Origin of the sequence: uncultured Maribacter sp. (assembly GCF_947496775.1) — a bacterium.
In the GTDB taxonomy this organism is placed as follows: domain Bacteria; phylum Bacteroidota; class Bacteroidia; order Flavobacteriales; family Flavobacteriaceae; genus Maribacter_B.
This window is the reverse complement of the sequence record NZ_CANMDU010000003.1, coordinates 13,607-31,080: the sequence shown is the minus strand read 5'-3', so window position 1 is coordinate 31,080 and position 17,474 is coordinate 13,607. Positions and strand designations below refer to the sequence as shown.

At 32.9% G+C, this 17,474-nt stretch carries 21 protein-coding genes; 9 read left to right on the top strand and 12 right to left on the bottom strand.

The features are described 5' to 3' along the window. Positions 1-6: 6 nt before the first annotated feature. From Q0856_RS06810 to Q0856_RS06800, 3 genes are read right to left on the bottom strand one after another with little or no spacing between them, the layout of a single operon-like run. The gene (locus Q0856_RS06810) at positions 7-606 is read right to left on the bottom strand and encodes a LemA family protein (RefSeq protein ID WP_298503662.1); all 600 of its coding nucleotides are present in this window, start codon (positions 604-606) and stop codon (positions 7-9) included. 19 nt (positions 607-625) lie between these two features. After that, a complete protein-coding gene (locus Q0856_RS06805; RefSeq protein ID WP_298478168.1) occupies positions 626-955 on the bottom strand; it encodes a MerR family transcriptional regulator in 330 nt (109 codons plus the stop codon). Next, positions 955-1,932 carry a M23 family metallopeptidase gene (locus tag Q0856_RS06800; protein WP_298478171.1) on the bottom strand — a complete coding sequence of 326 codons (978 nt, stop codon included), beginning with the start codon at positions 1,930-1,932 and terminating at the stop codon, positions 955-957. Before Q0856_RS06800 ends, Q0856_RS06805 begins: the two co-directional genes overlap by 1 nt. Before the next feature lie 104 nt (positions 1,933-2,036). On the opposite strand from Q0856_RS06800, the gene alaS reads away from it, so the two are divergent. Genes alaS through Q0856_RS06785 form a run of 3 tightly spaced genes read left to right on the top strand, consistent with a single transcriptional unit; the run spans position 2,037 to position 6,220 of the window. Beyond that, positions 2,037-4,652 carry an alanine--tRNA ligase gene (gene alaS, locus Q0856_RS06795; RefSeq protein WP_298503660.1) on the top strand — a complete coding sequence of 872 codons (2,616 nt, stop codon included), beginning with the start codon at positions 2,037-2,039 and terminating at the stop codon, positions 4,650-4,652. Positions 4,653-4,658: 6 nt separating this feature from the next. Continuing rightward, on the top strand, positions 4,659-5,609 hold the full coding sequence (locus tag Q0856_RS06790) for a GSCFA domain-containing protein (RefSeq protein WP_298503658.1): 951 nt from the start codon (positions 4,659-4,661) through the stop codon (positions 5,607-5,609). Then, a complete protein-coding gene (locus Q0856_RS06785; RefSeq protein ID WP_298478182.1) occupies positions 5,606-6,220 on the top strand; it encodes a DUF4230 domain-containing protein in 615 nt (204 codons plus the stop codon). The genes Q0856_RS06790 and Q0856_RS06785 overlap by 4 nt, the downstream gene beginning before the upstream one ends. Before the next feature lie 12 nt (positions 6,221-6,232). On the opposite strand, the gene Q0856_RS06780 is transcribed toward Q0856_RS06785, so the two are convergent. Further along, complete coding sequence (locus Q0856_RS06780) at positions 6,233-7,984, bottom strand: aromatic amino acid hydroxylase (protein ID WP_298503656.1); 1,752 nt, start codon at positions 7,982-7,984, stop codon at positions 6,233-6,235. Positions 7,985-8,151: 167 nt separating this feature from the next. Between Q0856_RS06780 and Q0856_RS06775 the strand changes: the two genes are divergently transcribed. Then, positions 8,152-8,619, top strand: coding sequence for an Lrp/AsnC family transcriptional regulator (locus Q0856_RS06775; protein WP_298478187.1), 468 nt, complete (start codon positions 8,152-8,154; stop codon positions 8,617-8,619). 59 nt (positions 8,620-8,678) lie between these two features. Here Q0856_RS06775 and Q0856_RS06770 read toward each other — a convergent pair whose 3' ends face one another. Both Q0856_RS06770 and Q0856_RS06765 read right to left on the bottom strand, forming a co-directional pair. Continuing rightward, complete coding sequence (locus Q0856_RS06770) at positions 8,679-9,239, bottom strand: DUF4136 domain-containing protein (protein ID WP_298503655.1); 561 nt, start codon at positions 9,237-9,239, stop codon at positions 8,679-8,681. 77 nt (positions 9,240-9,316) lie between these two features. After that, positions 9,317-9,475 carry a DUF5522 domain-containing protein gene (locus tag Q0856_RS06765; RefSeq protein WP_298503653.1) on the bottom strand — a complete coding sequence of 53 codons (159 nt, stop codon included), beginning with the start codon at positions 9,473-9,475 and terminating at the stop codon, positions 9,317-9,319. Positions 9,476-9,670: 195 nt separating this feature from the next. Between Q0856_RS06765 and Q0856_RS06760 the strand changes: the two genes are divergently transcribed. From Q0856_RS06760 to hemL, 4 genes are read left to right on the top strand one after another with little or no spacing between them, the layout of a single operon-like run. Next, positions 9,671-10,003, top strand: a complete 333-nt coding sequence (locus Q0856_RS06760) for a hypothetical protein (RefSeq protein WP_298503651.1) — start codon at positions 9,671-9,673, stop codon at positions 10,001-10,003. Positions 10,004-10,014: 11 nt separating this feature from the next. Next, positions 10,015-10,923, top strand: a complete 909-nt coding sequence (locus Q0856_RS06755; protein ID WP_298478200.1) for a pyridoxal-phosphate dependent enzyme — start codon at positions 10,015-10,017, stop codon at positions 10,921-10,923. Then, on the top strand, positions 10,920-11,735 hold the full coding sequence (locus Q0856_RS06750) for a glucosaminidase domain-containing protein (protein WP_298503650.1): 816 nt from the start codon (positions 10,920-10,922) through the stop codon (positions 11,733-11,735). The genes Q0856_RS06755 and Q0856_RS06750 overlap by 4 nt, the downstream gene beginning before the upstream one ends. Positions 11,736-11,749: 14 nt before the next feature. Continuing rightward, positions 11,750-13,027: a glutamate-1-semialdehyde 2,1-aminomutase gene (gene hemL / locus Q0856_RS06745; RefSeq protein ID WP_298478206.1), complete on the top strand. Its 1,278-nt coding sequence runs from the start codon at positions 11,750-11,752 to the stop codon at positions 13,025-13,027. 148 nt (positions 13,028-13,175) lie between these two features. Here hemL and Q0856_RS06740 read toward each other — a convergent pair whose 3' ends face one another. The 6 genes from Q0856_RS06740 to Q0856_RS06715 form a co-directional block, all read right to left on the bottom strand. After that, positions 13,176-13,745 (bottom strand): hypothetical protein, encoded by a 570-nt coding sequence (locus Q0856_RS06740; protein ID WP_298503648.1) that lies wholly within the window; start codon positions 13,743-13,745, stop codon positions 13,176-13,178. A 6-nt stretch (positions 13,746-13,751) separates the two neighbouring features. Next, positions 13,752-14,165 (bottom strand): DUF2007 domain-containing protein, encoded by a 414-nt coding sequence (locus Q0856_RS06735; RefSeq protein ID WP_298478212.1) that lies wholly within the window; start codon positions 14,163-14,165, stop codon positions 13,752-13,754. Positions 14,166-14,396: 231 nt separating this feature from the next. Next, complete coding sequence (locus Q0856_RS06730; RefSeq protein ID WP_298503646.1) at positions 14,397-14,873, bottom strand: hypothetical protein; 477 nt, start codon at positions 14,871-14,873, stop codon at positions 14,397-14,399. A gap of 163 nt (positions 14,874-15,036) precedes the next feature. Continuing rightward, on the bottom strand, positions 15,037-15,204 hold the full coding sequence (locus Q0856_RS06725) for a hypothetical protein (RefSeq protein ID WP_298478219.1): 168 nt from the start codon (positions 15,202-15,204) through the stop codon (positions 15,037-15,039). Positions 15,205-15,716: 512 nt separating this feature from the next. Continuing rightward, positions 15,717-15,884: a hypothetical protein gene (locus Q0856_RS06720; RefSeq protein ID WP_298503644.1), complete on the bottom strand. Its 168-nt coding sequence runs from the start codon at positions 15,882-15,884 to the stop codon at positions 15,717-15,719. Positions 15,885-16,164: 280 nt separating this feature from the next. Continuing rightward, positions 16,165-16,347 (bottom strand): hypothetical protein, encoded by a 183-nt coding sequence (locus tag Q0856_RS06715; protein ID WP_298478225.1) that lies wholly within the window; start codon positions 16,345-16,347, stop codon positions 16,165-16,167. 660 nt (positions 16,348-17,007) lie between these two features. Here Q0856_RS06715 and Q0856_RS06710 point away from each other — a divergent pair. Further along, positions 17,008-17,412, top strand: coding sequence for a hypothetical protein (locus Q0856_RS06710; RefSeq protein ID WP_298503642.1), 405 nt, complete (start codon positions 17,008-17,010; stop codon positions 17,410-17,412). Positions 17,413-17,474: the final 62 nt, after the last annotated feature.

The window sequence follows — 17,474 nt, the reverse complement described above, 5'->3', positions numbered from 1 at the left end:
TAAATTTTATTTAAAGTCGAAATTTACATCGGGTGCATTTTCAGAACCTGCTTCTGATTTAAAGTACGCTAATTCATCAAAATTAAAAATTCCCGCAAGGATAGATCCTGGAAATTTTTTAATAAGAACATTATAAGGCTTAACGCTTTCATTAAAACGTTTTCTAGCTGTTCTAATCCTATTTTCTGTGCCTTCAATTTGCGATTGCAATTCTAAAAAATTTTGATTAGCTTTTAAATCAGGATAACGTTCTACTGTAACCAAAAGACTTTTTAAAGCGCCACTAAGACCGCCCTGTACTTTATTAAACTGGGCAAGTTGTTCCGGAGTTATGTTTGTTGGGTCTATAGATATTGAGGTCGCTTTTGCTCTAGCATCAATAACGTCTTTTAGTGTGCCGCGTTCAAAATCTGCCGCTCCTTGTACTGTTTGTACTAAATTATCAATAAGGTCATTTCTTCTTTGATATTCACTTTCTACGTTAGCCCATTTTTCAACAGACGTTTCTTTTAATTCTACAGCGGTGTTGTTAAAGCCAACGGCCCATTGGTAAATACCAAAAGCAAATACGCCAAGTACGATTAAAGCAATCAATCCTTTTTTCATAATAGTTGTGTTTATAGTTTTATAGATTGTCTTTTATTTTTATTAGTTCTGCTTTTACTTTTTCTAATTTCTGAATTAAATCAAAGTTAGATAAGGTTTTATGGCGTTCTTCTTTTAAATGGATTTTAGCACCTTCTAAGGTAAAACCACGTTCTTTTACCAGATGGTATATTAATTTTAAATTGTTAATATCCTGTGGTGTAAATTTACGATTGCCCTTAGCATTTTTTTTTGGTTTTAGAACATCAAATTCTTTTTCCCAAAAACGAATTAGAGAGGTGTTTACGTCAAAAGCCTTAGCGACTTCGCCTATACCGTAATACCTTTTTTCTGGAAGATCTATTTGCATTAATCTAAAGATTGATTTTCTTGGTTGGCATATTTTAGCATATTCTGAAATTCTTCAGGAGATAAACTGCCATAGTAAAAATTAAGAGGGTTAATTCTGTCGTTTTCCTTCCAAACTTCATAATGTAAGTGAGGAGCTTCTGAACGACCTGTGCTTCCTACAAAACCAATAAGGTCTCCTCTTTTTACTCTTTGTCCTTTTATCACATTATATTGACTCATATGCGCATAAAGACTAAGGTAACCATAGCCATGGTCAATTCGAATATGCTTTCCGTAACCAGAGGAGTTATTATCTGCTCTAATTATTTTTCCGTCACCAGAGGCGTAAATCGGTGTTCCTTTAGGAGCCGTAAAATCCATGCCGTAATGCATTTTTCTTGCTTTTGTAAAAGGATCAGAACGCCAACCATAACCAGAAGCCATACGGGTTAAATCTTCATTGTTTATTGGCTGTATTGCGGGTATTGCAGCAAGGAGTTTCTCTTTTTCTTCAGCTAGTTTGGTAATTTCGTCTAAAGATTTAGACTGTATCGCCATTTGTTTTTTAATAACATCTAATCTTTTGGTAGTTGCGATTACCATATCAGAATTATTAAAACCTTCTAAAGACTTGTATCTGTTTATACCTCCAAAACCGGCTTTGCGTTGTTCTTCCGGTATTGGGTTTGCCTCAAAATATAATCGGTATATGTTATTGTCGCGATCTTCAATATTCGCTAGAACATCTTCTATTTGCTCCATTTTTTTATCTAACAACTCAAACTGAAGTTCATAGTTTTTAACTTCTCTTTGTAGAGATAATTCTTTTGGAGTGTTTATTAAGTTGGTGTTTAATAGTAATACTAATGCCAACAAGCCAAATAATATAGACCCTAAAAAAAAGAGCCCAATATTACGTAACCGTTTCGATTTTTTAGGTTCAATCTTACGGTAAGAAAGCGTATCGGGATCGTAATAATATTTTACTTTAGACATGAATGGATTTTATCCTATTTTTGTGCTGTAGTTTTAACAGAACAAACAAATATAAAAATTGTTTTGCAGAAACCATTATTTTTTAAAAAACCTTACCATTTTAGATGAATTCCAAGGAAATTAGAAGTCAGTTTTTAGATTTTTTTAAAGAAAAGAATCACAAGATAGTAGCATCAGCACCAATGGTTATTAAAGATGATCCAACACTGATGTTTACCAATGCTGGTATGAACCAGTTTAAAGAATACTTTTTAGGGAATAGCGTGCCAAAAAACTCACGTGTTTCGGATAGTCAAAAGTGTTTAAGAGTTAGTGGTAAGCATAATGATTTAGAAGAGGTCGGTAAAGATACATACCACCATACGATGTTCGAGATGCTTGGAAACTGGAGTTTTGGAGACTACTTTAAAAAGGAAGCTATTTCTTGGGCATGGGAATTTCTTACAGATACTTTAAAAATAGATAAAGACAGTCTTTATGTTTCCGTTTTTGAAGGAAGTACTGATGCAGATAATTTAGAGATGGATATGGAGGCTTACAATTTATGGAAGGCTATCGTTCCGGAAGACCGAATTATTAAAGGGAATAAAAAAGATAATTTTTGGGAAATGGGAGAACAAGGGCCATGTGGGCCGTGTTCTGAAATTCATGTAGATATTCGTTCGGCAGAAGAAAAAGCAAAAGTTTCTGGAGCAAGTTTGGTAAATGCAGATCATCCTTTAGTAGTAGAAATCTGGAACTTGGTTTTTATGCAATACAATCGTAAAGCCGGAGGGAAATTAGAGCCTTTACCCTCTAAACATGTAGATACAGGAATGGGTTTTGAGCGTTTGTGTATGGTTATGCAGAACGTAAAATCTAATTACGATACGGATGTTTTTACCCCAATTATTAGAGAGATAGAAACCATTACGAATTCTAAATACGGTACTAATGAAGAGCTGAATATTGCTATACGTGTCATCGCAGACCATATTAGAGCTGTTTCTTTTTCTATTGCAGATGGGCAATTACCTAGTAATACTGGAGCTGGTTATGTAATACGAAGAATATTAAGAAGAGCAGTGCGTTATGGCTTTACTTTTTTAGAAACTAAAGAGCCTTTTATGTATCGTTTGGTAAAAGTTCTAACAAGTACCATGGGCGATGCTTTTCCAGAATTAAAAGAACAACATCATTTAATAGAAAATGTAATTAAAGAAGAAGAGCACTCTTTTTTAAAGACCTTAGATCAAGGATTAGTTCTATTAGATAATGTTATAGAGAATACAAAAGGAAAAGAAGTAGATGGAGCAAAGGCATTTGAATTGTACGATACTTATGGTTTTCCAATTGATCTTACTGCATTAATTCTAGGAGAGAGAGGGTATACTTTAGATGAAGCAGGATTTGAAAAAGCAATGTTAGCTCAAAAACAACGTTCTAAGTCTGCCTCTGAAATATCCAAAGAAGATTGGACGGTTTTAGCAAATGATTCGGAACAAGAATTCGTAGGGTATGATAGGTTAGAGGCAGATGTAAAGCTCATTAAATATAGAAAAGTAACTTCTAAGAAAGGCGGAGAGCAATTTCAAATGGTATTTAATCTAACACCTTTTTATGCCGAAGGAGGAGGACAAGTTGGTGATAAGGGGTATTTAGAAGTTCCTAATGGAGATGTAGTTTATATTATAGATACAAAAAGAGAAAATAATGAGATTGTTCATTTTTCTAAAAACTTACCAAAAAAAATAGAAGAAACCTTTAAAGCGGTAGTAGATAAAAAACAACGACAAAGAACGGAATCAAATCATACAGCTACACACTTATTGCATCAAGCTTTACGGGAAGTTTTAGGTGCGCATGTAGAGCAAAAAGGTTCCGCAGTACATTCTAAATATTTACGATTCGATTTTTCTCATTTCTCTAAGTTAACTACAGAAGAATTAAGAGAAGTAGAGAACTTTGTAAATGCAAGGATAGAAGGTAAGTTAGCTTTGCAGGAAAATAGGTCTGTACCTATGAAACAAGCATTAGAAGAAGGGGCTATGGCTTTATTTGGAGAAAAATATGGCGATGCTGTACGTACTATTCGTTTTGGTCAGTCTATAGAATTATGTGGAGGTACCCACGTAAAGAATACTGCGGATATTTGGCATTTTAAAATTAAGAGCGAAGGAGCAGTAGCATCTGGAATTCGTAGAATTGAAGCTATAACTTATGATGGAGTTAAAGAATTTTATTTTGATAATAATAGAACTTTATTTGAAATTAAAGATTTACTAAATAATGCTAAAGACCCAGTCAAAGCGGTGTCTACTTTGCAAGAAGAAAACAGTAGTCTTAAAAAGCAAATAACAGAACTTTTAAAGGATAAAGCAAAGAATTTAAAAGGCGATTTGTTAGGTGGATTAGAAGAAGTTAATGGTATCCAATTTTTAGCAAAAAAGGTGGATTTAGATGCTGCGGGAATAAAGGATCTTTCCTTTGAAATGGGGCAGAATAAAGAAAATTTATTTTTATTGTTTGGTACGGAACAAAATGGAAAGGCATTATTGTCTTGTTATATTTCTAAAGAATTAGCAGAGGCGAAAAACTTAAATGCAGGAACCATTGTTCGTGAGCTTGGTAAGTATATCCAGGGCGGTGGCGGAGGACAACCATTTTTTGCTACTGCGGGAGGTAAAAACCCAGCAGGAATAGAAGAAGCTTTAGGGAAGGCGAAAGATTATATTTCATAATAGGTTATGAAACTCCAAACCCAACTTTCTTTACAAAAGGAAAAGAATCAAATAGATTATAACAGTAAATTACTATTACTAGGTTCTTGTTTTGTAGAGAATATAGGGGAGCAACTAACATACTATAAATTTCAAATGGTACAGAATCCGTTTGGAATTTTATTTCATCCTATAGCTATAGAGAATCTTATAACCAGAGCGGTTACTCATCAAGAGTATAGTAAAAAATTTATTTTTGAGCATAACGAACGTTGGCATTGTTTCGATGCGCATTCCGATGTAAGTGCAAGCAGTCAAGAAGAATTGTTACAGAACCTTAATTTAGGATTGCAACATACTCGGGAGCAATTAGAAAAAGCGTCTCATATTGTAATAACATTAGGTACCGCTTGGGTGTATTCTTTTTTAGAAACTAAAAAAACAGTAGCTAGTTGTCATAAAGTGCCGCAAAAGCAGTTTTCAAAAAGAATTTTATCAATAAAAGAGATACAAGATAGTTTAGAGCGTATAGGCCATCATATAAAATCTATAAATAAAGAGGTAACTGTAATTTTTACTATTTCGCCGGTGCGTCATTTAAAAGACGGATTTATAGAAAATCAACAAAGTAAGGCGCATCTTATTACTGCTGTACATGAGGTAATTAAAAAAAGTAATGTAACTTATTTTCCATCCTATGAAATTATGATGGATGAGTTACGCGATTACCGTTTTTATAAAGAAGATATGGTGCACCCCAATATAACCGCTGTAAATTATATATGGCAAAAGTTTACTTTAAGTTGGATTAATGAAGAAGCACAAAAAGTGATGGATAAGGTTTCTGTGGTTCAAAAAGGACTAGCACATAGACCTTTTAATGAAAAGTCTCTTAAGCATAAAGAGTTTTTAAAAGCGCTTGAAAAGAAAAAAACGTATCTTCAAGAAGCATATCCTTTTATGAAATTTAGGCCATGAAAAAAGTTTTAATAGGTGTAGTTGTTGCATTAGCAGGAGTTCTTGTTTTTCGGTCTTGTACGGAGAGCAATAAGGAAAAATCTATTTTACAAGAAAATACGATGCTAATTCAACAGCAGATAAAAAATGTATCTAAATTGGTGGTTACTGAAGGGCATTTTGCTGAGGTTTATAATTATAAAGATTCGCAAGAACTTTTTGGACAGTTGATTACAGCGGATAAAAAGGCTTTGGTAGTTGTAAATGCTGAGGTGACCATTGCATACGATTTAAGTAAACTGGTTTTTGAGTTAAATGAAGAAACAAAAACTTTGCACATAAAGAGTATTCCTGAGCCCGAGATTAAAATAAACCCAGATTTTGAGTATTACGATGTTACTGCGGATTATCTTAATCCATTTAAGGCTAAAGATTATAACGTTATAAAGAAAAACGTTCGTACTTCTTTGTTAAAGAAAGTTGAGGCATCTACCTTAAAGACCAATGCAAAGAATAGACTGTTAAGTGAGCTTTCTAAATTTTATGTCTTAACTAACTCTATGGGATGGGCATTACAGTATAACGACCAAGTGTTACAGGGTAATAGTTTAGAGCAATTATTTAAAGATTAAGACGGAATAGTTTTATTGTCTTTTTTTTGCTAAATGAAGTCCATTGTCTATAAGCATACCTATTTTAGGATTATCTAATTTTACCTGTTCTAAATAGGTAGTTATGGAGTCTGCAAATTCTATATTTTTACTTTTCATAGCCAATTCGTAGAGCTCTACGGAAAGTAGCCAATCATTAGAGTAATTTTCTTGAATTTCTTTAAACACTTTATTTCTAGATATTGTTTTGTTTTTTCCTTCTCTATAATCTCTTACCTGTTGGTAAAGTTCCTCTAATTTTATCTGTTTAGGAGTTTTGTCTATTCTGTGTTTGGTAGAGGTAACTTCATGAGTTACTCTATTAAAGCTAGATAAATCTGCAGGACCGTGGAATGCTGAAACCACTTTTTCTCCAATGGCCATATTGTATAGATCTTCTTCGGATTGAAATAAGATTTCCTCGAAATAGGAAACCACGCAATTCTTTAGGGTAATTAAAATAATTTCCCCTTGTAAATTCCTTGTGCCTGTAATTATTTTTCCTTTAACTTTAATGCCGCCTTCAAATTCTAAAACAACTATTTCTCCTTCAAAAATAGTATAAGCTTTTAGATCTCTTGGACTCATATTCTCAATGGCAATATTAATACCCTTTAATTTGCCTATTGGAGAGCCAAAACCATGTGGATGTTGGTTAGTTCCTTGCCCTACTAATTCTTGATTTCTATAAGAAAGCGCTGTAGGTCCAGAAGTTTGAAAAAATATAGGGTTGCCATTATTAGCAATTACATTAGTAAAGTTTCCGGAAACTTGTAAACCAGTACTTAATTCAATAGTGCCAATCCCTTGTGAATCTATTAGTTTTTTAAGACCTTCCCATCCGCCGGTTCTTAACGCCATGGTGTTAGCAAATTCTTCTAAAACTTGACTTAAAAAGGAAAAATCTGGCGTTACAAATAATTGTGGTTGCGGTTTAGTAATATCAAAAGTTGTATGCGCTGCAATTTTGGAATAAGGAATTTTTTTAACTTCGTTGGTCATGCACCAAGCACTTTCTCCTATAGAGGATAAAAGTCCTGCTCCATATATTTTAGGATTTTCTATAGTCCCAATTAAGCCATATTCCACCGTCCACCAATGTAAGTTTCTTATCAGAGCCATTTCGCTTGGCTCTCCCATATTTTGTTGGAGTGTTTCTATTTTGCTTTCTGCTATTTTGATTTCGTTTTCTGGAGTATTCGGGGCCTCTTTTATAATGGATAAATGCCGAACGGCCTCATACAATTCGTAATCTTTTTTGCTAGAAATAGCTTTACATCCTATTTCTCCAAAACGTCTTAAATATTCGGCATATTCAGGATTTGCAATAATGGGTGCGTGCCCAGCTCCTTCATGTATAATATCTGGAGCCGGGGTATATTCTATGTTTTCTAATTGTCTTATATCCGATGCAATTACCAATACGTTGTACGCTTGAAACTCCATAAATGCAGAGGGAGGAATAAAACCATCTACAGCAACTGCGGCCCAACCTATTTCTTGTAAAATACGGTTCATACCGTACATGTTTGGAATATTATCTATAGAAATTCCGGTTTTCTTTAAGCCGTTTAAATAAGAGGAATGTGCTACTCTTCCTAAATAATCTACGTTTTTACGCATTACATAACGCCATACAGCTTGGTCAATAGCAGAGTAATCATCGTAGTTCTGGGGTTTTATAAATTGTCTTAAGTGTTCTGGTAATTTATCTAAAATTGGATTGCTTTGGTAGTTATTCCGCATGGAGCTTATTTTTTAGATTACTTAGCGTAAAAATGCTATTAAAGATATATTTTTAGTTTTATAGTATAGAACATAGTAGTTGAATTAGTTATTTTTCCTATTTTTTGTAAATATTTAGTAATTTGTGCTTTTCTAAGTAGTGTTGTATTTATAATACAGGAAAATTTATGGAACAAAAGTTAGATGTTGTAGATAGAAAAATATTAAGAATCTTGGAAAAGGATGCAAAAACCAATGCTAAAGAAATAGCAGAGCGGTTACAGATGACAAAAACTCCTGTTTATGAGCGTATTAGGCGGTTGGAGCAAAAAGGTTTTATTTCTAAGTATGTAGCAATCATAGATAAAAACAAGGTAGAACCTAGTATAACCGTTTTTAGTTTTGTATCCTTAGATGCGCAAAAAGAAAGGTTAATGGACGATTTTGCTGCTAGTGTTAAAAAGTACCCAGAAGTAGTGGAGTGTTTTGTAGTAGGTGGAGAGTTCGATTTTTTACTTAAAATTATAGTAAAGGACTTAGATGATTATTTTAAGTTTTCTAAAGATAAGGTAGCCTCCTTACCGCATATAGGAATGGTTAAAAGTGCATTTGTGCTAAACGAGGTAAAAGATGGGAATTATTTTCCGCTACTATAAAAAAAAGAGGTGGTTTCTCCATGAAACAACCTCTTTGGTTTCTATTGCTTCTAGATGTTTTATTTAGAAGCTACTATTTGTGGCGGATACGCTTTAAGTATTTCGCTAACAAATTGCTGTATGCGTTCTTCTTTTTTCTCTATGCTTTTAGAATTCCCTAGGGTTCCTACCCCTTTTCCTTGCCAAACCAATTCTTTGCTTTTAGCATCAATTAAATCAATATATAATGAGCCTTGGGTTCTGGTACTTACTTGTGTGCCATTGTTCCATCCTGGACCCCAAAAATAAGGATTCCATCCCCAACCAAAGCCTCCGCCCCAATAGTTGTTGTAAATATCTACTTGTTCTTTTTCTTTGGTAAAAATGCTTACTAATATATCTGGTGAATTAGATTTTGTAAAGCCTCTTGTTACCATTTGAGCGTCAATAGCTCTTAAGATTCTTTTCTTATCTAAATCAGATATTTGTGCTTTATCAATACCTGTTTTATAAAATGCATACGTCTTATAAGTGTTAAAATTGGCATCTTTATCGTAATCAGAAAGTACACGTACCGAAGTACAGGCGCTTAATAGTACCACCATTAATAGGGGTAGCGCTAGTATTTGTATTTTTTTCATAACAACTATTTTTATCAAGTTAAAAACAATATTCTTTATAGAAAAGTTCTCAAAAATCGTGCCGAAGAATGTCTGTTTTATTGTCTGTTGGTTTTTGCATTATAACCATAAGGGCAATGTCTGCATCCGCTTTCGCAACAATATCCTCTTTTTAAATGAAACTGTTTCGTAAACACTTTATATCCCTGTTCGGATAAATAATAATCTCCTTCTTCTAATGGAATAATCTCTTTCATAGTACTATTATAACGGATAAAATTAAGATTTCTTGGTTGATAATGGGTGTTGTATGCCTAGAAATTACCATGTTAGGTTGGAAATGCCTTTGTTTTTAGGCACTTAATCGTCTTTGTTCTTCTGGAAATCTAGAATATATTTAGATTTAAAAAATTACAATTATCTTTGAGGATAAGCGTTTGTACAAAGCATTTATGATATTAGTATTTAGACATTTCTTTTATAAAAATTATGTAGGCTTGTCTTTATGGCCTTTCATAATCCTAAAGGATAATACCTTAAAGGAAGATATTGTACTTATTAATCACGAAAAAATTCATCTTAAGCAACAGCAAGAGCTGTTAATTCTTCCTTTTTACATCTGGTATATTACAGAATGGCTTTTGCGAAGCTTATTTTATTTAGATAGCTATAAAGCATATCAGAATATAAGTTTTGAGCGAGAAGCATATTACAATGAAAACAACTTAGATTATTTAAATCAAAGGAAATTCTTCAGCTTTATTAAATATCTTTGGCGTTACTAAACTAAGGTCTAGTGCATACGCAGAATCAAAAAGTAAATCTCTCCATAATAAAAAATAAAGGAATTACGCTATATATAAAGCGTGAGGATTTAATACATCCATTAATTTCAGGAAATAAGTATCGTAAACTAAAGTATAATATACTTGCAGCAAAGGCGGCAAAACACGATACTTTTTTAACTTTTGGAGGTGCCTATTCTAATCATATTGCCGCTACTGCATATGCAGGTAAAAAAGAGGGGTTACATACTATCGGAATTATAAGAGGGGAAGAATTAGAAGATAAATGGCAAAAGAATGCTACCTTACTTTTGGCTCGTGCACATGGTATGAAGTTTAAATTTGTATCTAGAGAAGCATATAGAAATAAAAACACTTTAGCGTTTAAAGAGGAGTTAGAAAAAGAATTTGGCCGTTTTTATATGCTGCCAGAAGGTGGTACTAATGGTTTGGCCGTAGAAGGTTGTCAAGAGATTATCACAAAGGAAGATGCTTTTTTTAATGTGATAACTTCGGCTGTAGGCACAGGTGGAACCATAGCAGGCATTATTAATGCTTCTAGTGAATTGCAAAAAGTAATTGGTTTTCCTGCTCTGAAGGGCAATTTTTTACAAGAAGATATTCGTAAATTTGCAAACAAAAGAAATTGGGAGCTTCAAAATAAATATCATTTTGGAGGTTATGGCAAAGTATCGCCAGAGTTAATCCAGTTTATTAATAATTTTAAAAAGGAAACAAATATCCCTTTAGATCCTGTATATACGGGAAAAATGATATTTGGCTTAATAGAAATGATTAAGGAAGGTTGTTTTAAATCGGGAACTAAAATTTTAGCCATTCATACAGGAGGCTTGCAAGGAATTCCAGGAATGAATACTTTATTAAAAAGAAAAAAACAACCATTGCTAATAGTAGAATGAAAAAATATATAATCTTTTTTTGTGTAGGTCTTTTTTTAGTAGGTTGTAAATCTAAAAAAACTGTTGTTCGGTCAGGAGAGTTAAGAACCAAAAATGTAGTTTCTCATAAAAAGAAGCCCAAAACAAAAACGTATAAAGATCTGCCCAAAGATGAAGGTAAGTTTGTTTCTTTTAAAATAAACTCTATTCAAGAATATATAGATACTTTTTCTGAAGTTGCCCAAATAGAAATGATGGCTTATGGTATTCCTGCTAGTATAACACTAGCTCAAGGATTATTAGAAAGCGGTTATGGAAAAGGAGAGTTAGCTATGAAAACTAATAATCATTTTGGAATAAAATGCCATAAAGGATGGGATGGAGATTACGATTTTCATGATGATGATGAAAAAGGCGAGTGTTTTAGAAAATACAATCATCCAAGGTATTCTTATAGAGATCATAGTGTTTTTTTAACTACGAGATCTAGATATGCTTTTTTATTCAATTACCACCGTAACGATTATAAAGCATGGGCAAGGGGTTTAAGAAAAGCAGGCTATGCAACCGATGTAAAATATCCACAGAAACTAATTTATCTTATAGAAAAACATAATTTGGATCAGTATGATTCTCCTTCGAAGGCAGCCTCTGGAGTAAAGAAACAGCCTGTGATGATAGTAGCATCAAATCAGAAAACGCATATTGTACAAAAAGGAGACACCCTATATTCTATCTCTAGAAAGTACTTTGTTTCGGTAGAAGAATTAATGCGAATTAATAAAATGAAAGATTCTAACTTAGCCATTGGTCAAAAGATTACGGTAAAGTAAAAGCATAAAGAAAGATGATTTATAAAAGAAGTAGTGCCCTATTTAATGAAGCTAAACAATATATTCCTGGAGGTGTAAATTCTCCTGTACGTGCTTTTAAAGCCGTAGGTGGTGACCCAGTATTTGTAAAAGAAGCTAAAGGGGCTTATTTGTATGATGAGGATGGTAATGAGTTAATAGACTATATAGCTTCTTGGGGACCATTAATTTTGGGCCATGCATATGAACCGGTTTTAAATGCAATAATTGACAAAGCAAAAAAAGGAACTTCTTTTGGTATGCCAACAGAGATAGAAACCGATTTGGCTAAACTTGCCGTTTCAATGGTTCCGAATATTGATAAAATACGCTTTGTAAATAGTGGTACAGAAGCTTGTATGAGTGCTGTTCGTTTAGCAAGAGGATATAGCGGAAAAGATAAAATAATAAAATTTGCAGGTTGCTACCATGGGCATTCCGATTCTTTTTTAATCCAAGCAGGTAGTGGTGCCGTTACTTTTGGTAGCCCTAATAGCCCAGGAGTTACCCAAGGCACTGCAAAAGATACGCTTTTAGCAAATTATAACGACTTAGAAAGTGTAAAAGCATTAACTACTGCGAATAAAGGAGAAATTGCAGCTATTATAATAGAGCCAGTTGCAGGTAATATGGGTTGTATTATTCCAACTGAGGAATTTATAACAGGTTTACGAGAGCTATGTACTAAGGAAGGTATTCTGTTAATTTTTGATGAGGTAATGACAGGTTTTCGTTTAGGAACAGGTGGCGCACAAGAAGCATTAGGAATAGATGCCGATATTGTTACTTTTGGAAAAGTAATAGGTGGCGGATTACCCGTTGGTGCTTTTGCTGCGCGTAATGAAATTATGAGCTACTTAGCGCCAGAAGGGCCCGTATACCAAGCAGGAACGCTTAGTGGTAACCCATTGGCAATGAGTGCTGGTTTAGCAATGCTTACCGAGTTAAATAGCAGACCTGAGGTCTTTGAAAGCCTTGCAGACAAAACAGAACATTTACATGAGGGGTTTGATAATGTATTGAGAACAAAAGGAATTCCTTACCAAATAAACCGATACGGAAGTATGATTTCGGTGCACTTTACGGATGCTCCAGTAGTGGACTTTGCGTCTTCGGCAAAAGGAAATAATGAGACATTTAAAACGTATTTTCATGGTATGTTGAACCAAGGAATTTATTTGCCTCCTTCTGCTTTTGAAAGTTACTTTTTAAACGATGCTTTATCCTACGGAGATTTAGATAAAACTATAGATGCTTTAAAAAAAGTGTTTTAATTCCGGCTTTGGTATCTGTTAAAAGGGGTATTCATTTGTTACAATTATCATTGTAGAATTTCGCAATTTTAAGAGTATTGTATTTATCTATTACTTTGCTTTTACGAGCATAGCCCAATGTTTCATGCTGTAATTTATTCAGACAGTTTTACTTTTCTTTTAAAGTTTCTAAACTTGGCGAAATACAAGAAACTAATTTATTGTTTTCAGTAGCGCCGATATATCCATGTCCTTTTAGATAATAGAACTTAAATTCACCAAAACTTAATTTGGCATTAATTACTAATAAATTTTTGTAACTGCAGTAAGGTGTTTTTAGCTTTCCTTTATAAGATACAATTTTATATTCTCGTAAACCATCGGCTGATTTCCAGAGATGGTCTTTTTTAAAATTACTGTCATACCTTATAGTTTCTTTTTTACAACATTCTTCGTATTGATAAACAACATTGTTTTCCTTTCGTAAAAATAATGTGGTAGGCGCTATATTTTTCCAATTCTGTTTAAACTCTAAATAGGTTTTTCCATTAATTATTTTAGTGCCAATTTTATCTTCAGTATAATAAGTATCTGCCCATAAAATGTTCTTCTTGTTTAAAGACAAAGGAAAATAGTTGCCTTCTGGAGATTCGTCACAAAAATTTTGTCCTTCTCTGAGTTGCGCATTACTGAGCAAAGAAATTAAAATGAAAAGGCTGAGTAGTAGTTTGTTTTTCATTTTAACTTAATCTTTCGCAAGTTTGTGCCTAAACTCTTTGTGGCATTCGTAGCATTGGTGTTTTTTAGTTAAAAAAGGAATTGGTAATCCAAAAAGCATTAAGGCAACTAATGACCGAATACGATTAAACTTAATTTTGTTGATGTTGCTAGAACCACAATTTGGACATTTAATTTCGGAGATACTTTTCTCATCTGTCTTTATATCGGGATAGTCACTTAAAATCTCATTAGCTTTTTCAAAATCTTCTGTTCGGACTTGTAGTCTTATACCACCAATGGCATTGGAGTAAAAATTATGAACTTGTGCTGTAATTTCATCTTTAGTTAAGCATTCAATGCCAAAAGATTCTAATTTGCTTCGGTCGATATAAAGTTCATGGGGGAAAACGTAGGTTTTTACAGTTATATATTCTTTCATTTTTATATATGAATCCATTGTATTGCCTAAATAAAGAAACAAAATATATTCATTTCCGTCTGCTTTACGTCCGTTTTGGGCAACCAAAATATTTTCAACCTCTAAAATAATTTAAAATACTGTAGCATAAATCTTTCGTCATCTGTAGTTATTAACATGTTCTATAAAAAAGCCATGTGTTTAACTACCACATGGCTTAACATGCAACAATAAAAAACGTAATTACAACTATTATTTTCCTTTTTGGTTTTGGGCTTGTTTTTTAGCACCGTTTTTTTTTCTGTGTTTTCTCATTTTATGGTTTTTATGAGCTTGCATTTTCTCCCATTTACTATACTGTTCTTCCGAGAGGATATTTTTCATCTTTTTCTTCTGCGCAATTTTATGGTCTAACCTAGCATTTTGCATTGTAAAACGTTCTTCAGAGGTTGGTTTTTTAGTATCTCCTTCTTCCCTTTTTGTTTTACGTTCTTCCATTTTGGCTTTACGCTCCGTTGCATTTTCTAAGGCTAAAGCTTTTATTTTACTTTGTTGAGCAGTTGTAAGGTCTAGAGCTAATGTCAGTTTTTTGGTGTGTAACGTCGCTATTTGTTCTGGTGTAAAATCTTGCATTGCGCCACGTTGTCCTTTTCCTTGTTTTCCTTCAGGTCTTTGGGCTATAGTAGTCATTCCTACTAAAAGCAAAAGTGTTATCATTATTTTTTTCATGTCTTATTTTTTTAAGATTATACTTCTAAGACCATTATACTTTTAAAAGGTTTAATATAGAATTCTACTTTAGGATTTTATTAACGATATGTTATAAAACAAAGAAAGGCGTAGAGTTGCCTCTGCGCCTTTTCTTTATAGTAGGTTATTTTTTTGGGTATTATTATCTTTCTAGTACTTCTAAAGTAGTTGTAGAAATAGTATTCGTTTGTGTTAACTCAGCGGTCTTTACGTAGGTATTAGTTTCCGTCTGGTTATCTGTAATATGGTATGTAAAAGCAATGGATACAAATGCTACTAAATATGCTAAACTTTTTACTTTATAAGTCATGATCTGGGGGTTTTTAATTTCTTTAGTAAAGGTATGTTTCATCTTAGTATCAAAAAGTGCATTGTTGCCAAATGAGCGTTTTTAGATGTGAAAAGATAGAAAAATGTGGTGTTACGCTTTTTTTCATCGGATTAATTTTACCGTTCATCTACGGACATGAATTATGCGTATTTCAACGATGTTTTTGTCAATATGTAGTAGCACTCCATGTAAGGTAATAAAAGGAACGGGTTATTAGTTTTTGGTTGGTAACATATTAATGTTTAAGTACAGGGGGAATTAAAAAAAAACTGGTTTTAGTATTTTCTCAGCATGTGTTTTAAGCCGTAATTAAGATTTAAATACACTGGGGCCAGTCGCCAAATAAAGAATAGTTTCCACTTTGTACCACACGTGCTTCTATAGATGTAGTTTATTACCTATTGATATATTGCACCATCTTCTATAAATAAGAAAGGCTCGGAGTATTAGTCCGAGCCTTTTCTTATAGTAGGTTAATTTTGGGGGTATTATTATCTTTCTGTTTCTTCTAAAGTAGTCGTAGAAATAGTATTCGTTTGTATTAACTCAGCGGTCTCTACGTAGGTATTAGTTTCCGTCTGGTTATCTGTAATATGGTATGTTAAGGCAATGGCTACAAATGCTACTAAATATGCTAAACTTTTTACTTTATAAGTCATGATTCGGGGGTTTTTAATTTCTTCTACAAAGGTATGTTTCATCTTAGTATCAAAAAGTGCATTGTTGCCAAATGAGCGTTTTTAGATGTGAAAAGATAAAAAAGTGTGGTATTGTGCTTTTTTTCATCGGAATAATTTTACCGTTCATCTACAGGCATGGATTATATGCATTTCATCGGTGTTCTTAACAAGATTATTTGGTGTATACTTTAATAGGTATGTAAAATAAGAAAGGCGCAGAATTAATTCTGCGCCTTTCTTATAATGAGTTTCGTTTGTGTTACTCTCTGTCTTCTAATTCAATACCAACAGTAGTATTCTTATCTGTTTCTGTAACATCTTTAATCTCTTGGGCTTCTACATAGGCTTCTACCTTATTTTCTGTTGCAGATGTTAAATGATAGGTAAGAGCAAGACTTGCAAATACTCCTAGATAGATTAAACTTTTTGCTTTGTAGGTCATAATTTGGGGAATTTAACGTCTTATATAAGATTTAATTAAACAAAAGCGGTTAAGTATATTGTTGTCAAATACATCTTTTAATATGTAAAGAATAACATTAGTGTGGTAATAACGGATATTAACTCATCTTATTTTACCGTTTGTCGAAAGTCGATCACTTTGCTATGTATTTCATCGAATAGTATATTGCTTGGTATTTTGTAAGGCAATACCTCGTCTTTATTAATTGGAGAATAATCGTATTTCATATTTATTATAATTAGTGTAACATTTACTTTTTTATGCCGTCTTTTAAATAGAGAGTTATCATTTTTAAATTCTTTGAATTAGTCAAGCGCAAAGCCCAAAGTCATCTTTGGGCTTTGCCTTTAGAGATCTATTTTAGATAAAAGGTTAAAAAATTCGACAAAAGGTATACTTAGAGGTGCTTAACAAAAAAATAACATAGAAATGGCACTTTTTTTTGTCGTAAAAATTGTCTGTAAAAATTGAATAGGTGGTAAGATTAGAATAGACGATTTATCAAATTCATAATTTTCGTAGAGAGCTTTTATCAAAGTGTATTTTAGGGCTTCATTAGGCTACTGTTAAGAAAAATGAAAAAGCAATAATTAATAAAAAAGTCGGTTCTACCTTTGCAAAGAATTTAACCTGAAAGTTATGAATTATAAAAAAATGAGTTTATCTATTGTCTTAGGATTGGCAATTTGCCAAGGAGCTTTTGCAACAAGTACTCCTAAAGAGATTAAAGATTTTGATATTAATTCTATTGAGTATATTGAGGAAGAAGAAGTAATAGATTTAGGATTTAATACAGCAGATTATTTACCAGAAAGCTTTGATCCGAATTCTTTTTATTTTGATATTAATAGTGTTGATTATATTAACAATACTATCATTGAGGAAGAAGATTTTAGCAAGCATTTACCAGTTGGTTTTGATGCTTATGCGTATGCTAAAGACGTACAGAGCATTAATTATATAGATGCGAAGGATGAAATAGTATTAGATTTTAATACAAAAATATATTTACCAAAGAACTTTAATGCTTTTGCGGTAAAGTAAAATTAAGTTAGTTAGTTATTTTTTGAGTTAGTTAGTTTAAACCCCTGTGGAGACAGGGGTTT

Bases quoted from the DNA above. Each gene is read 5' to 3' on its own strand.
- Q0856_RS06810 (WP_298503662.1), bottom strand. From the start codon at position 606: ATGAAAAAAGGATTGATTGCTTTAATCGTACTTGGCGTATTTGCTTTT.
- Q0856_RS06805 (WP_298478168.1), bottom strand. From the start codon at position 955: ATGCAAATAGATCTTCCAGAAAAAAGGTATTACGGTATAGGCGAAGTC.
- Q0856_RS06800 (WP_298478171.1), bottom strand. From the start codon at position 1,932: ATGTCTAAAGTAAAATATTATTACGATCCCGATACGCTTTCTTACCGT.
- alaS (WP_298503660.1), top strand. From the start codon at position 2,037: ATGAATTCCAAGGAAATTAGAAGTCAGTTTTTAGATTTTTTTAAAGAA.
- Q0856_RS06790 (WP_298503658.1), top strand. From the start codon at position 4,659: ATGAAACTCCAAACCCAACTTTCTTTACAAAAGGAAAAGAATCAAATA.
- Q0856_RS06785 (WP_298478182.1), top strand. From the start codon at position 5,606: ATGAAAAAAGTTTTAATAGGTGTAGTTGTTGCATTAGCAGGAGTTCTT.
- Q0856_RS06780 (WP_298503656.1), bottom strand. From the start codon at position 7,984: ATGCGGAATAACTACCAAAGCAATCCAATTTTAGATAAATTACCAGAA.
- Q0856_RS06775 (WP_298478187.1), top strand. From the start codon at position 8,152: ATGGAACAAAAGTTAGATGTTGTAGATAGAAAAATATTAAGAATCTTG.
- Q0856_RS06770 (WP_298503655.1), bottom strand. From the start codon at position 9,239: ATGAAAAAAATACAAATACTAGCGCTACCCCTATTAATGGTGGTACTA.
- Q0856_RS06765 (WP_298503653.1), bottom strand. From the start codon at position 9,475: ATGAAAGAGATTATTCCATTAGAAGAAGGAGATTATTATTTATCCGAA.
- Q0856_RS06760 (WP_298503651.1), top strand. From the start codon at position 9,671: ATGATATTAGTATTTAGACATTTCTTTTATAAAAATTATGTAGGCTTG.
- Q0856_RS06750 (WP_298503650.1), top strand. From the start codon at position 10,920: ATGAAAAAATATATAATCTTTTTTTGTGTAGGTCTTTTTTTAGTAGGT.
- hemL (WP_298478206.1), top strand. From the start codon at position 11,750: ATGATTTATAAAAGAAGTAGTGCCCTATTTAATGAAGCTAAACAATAT.
- Q0856_RS06740 (WP_298503648.1), bottom strand. From the start codon at position 13,745: ATGAAAAACAAACTACTACTCAGCCTTTTCATTTTAATTTCTTTGCTC.
- Q0856_RS06735 (WP_298478212.1), bottom strand. From the start codon at position 14,165: ATGAAAGAATATATAACTGTAAAAACCTACGTTTTCCCCCATGAACTT.
- Q0856_RS06730 (WP_298503646.1), bottom strand. From the start codon at position 14,873: ATGAAAAAAATAATGATAACACTTTTGCTTTTAGTAGGAATGACTACT.
- Q0856_RS06725 (WP_298478219.1), bottom strand. From the start codon at position 15,204: ATGACTTATAAAGTAAAAAGTTTAGCATATTTAGTAGCATTTGTATCC.
- Q0856_RS06720 (WP_298503644.1), bottom strand. From the start codon at position 15,884: ATGACTTATAAAGTAAAAAGTTTAGCATATTTAGTAGCATTTGTAGCC.
- Q0856_RS06715 (WP_298478225.1), bottom strand. From the start codon at position 16,347: ATGACCTACAAAGCAAAAAGTTTAATCTATCTAGGAGTATTTGCAAGT.
- Q0856_RS06710 (WP_298503642.1), top strand. From the start codon at position 17,008: ATGAATTATAAAAAAATGAGTTTATCTATTGTCTTAGGATTGGCAATT.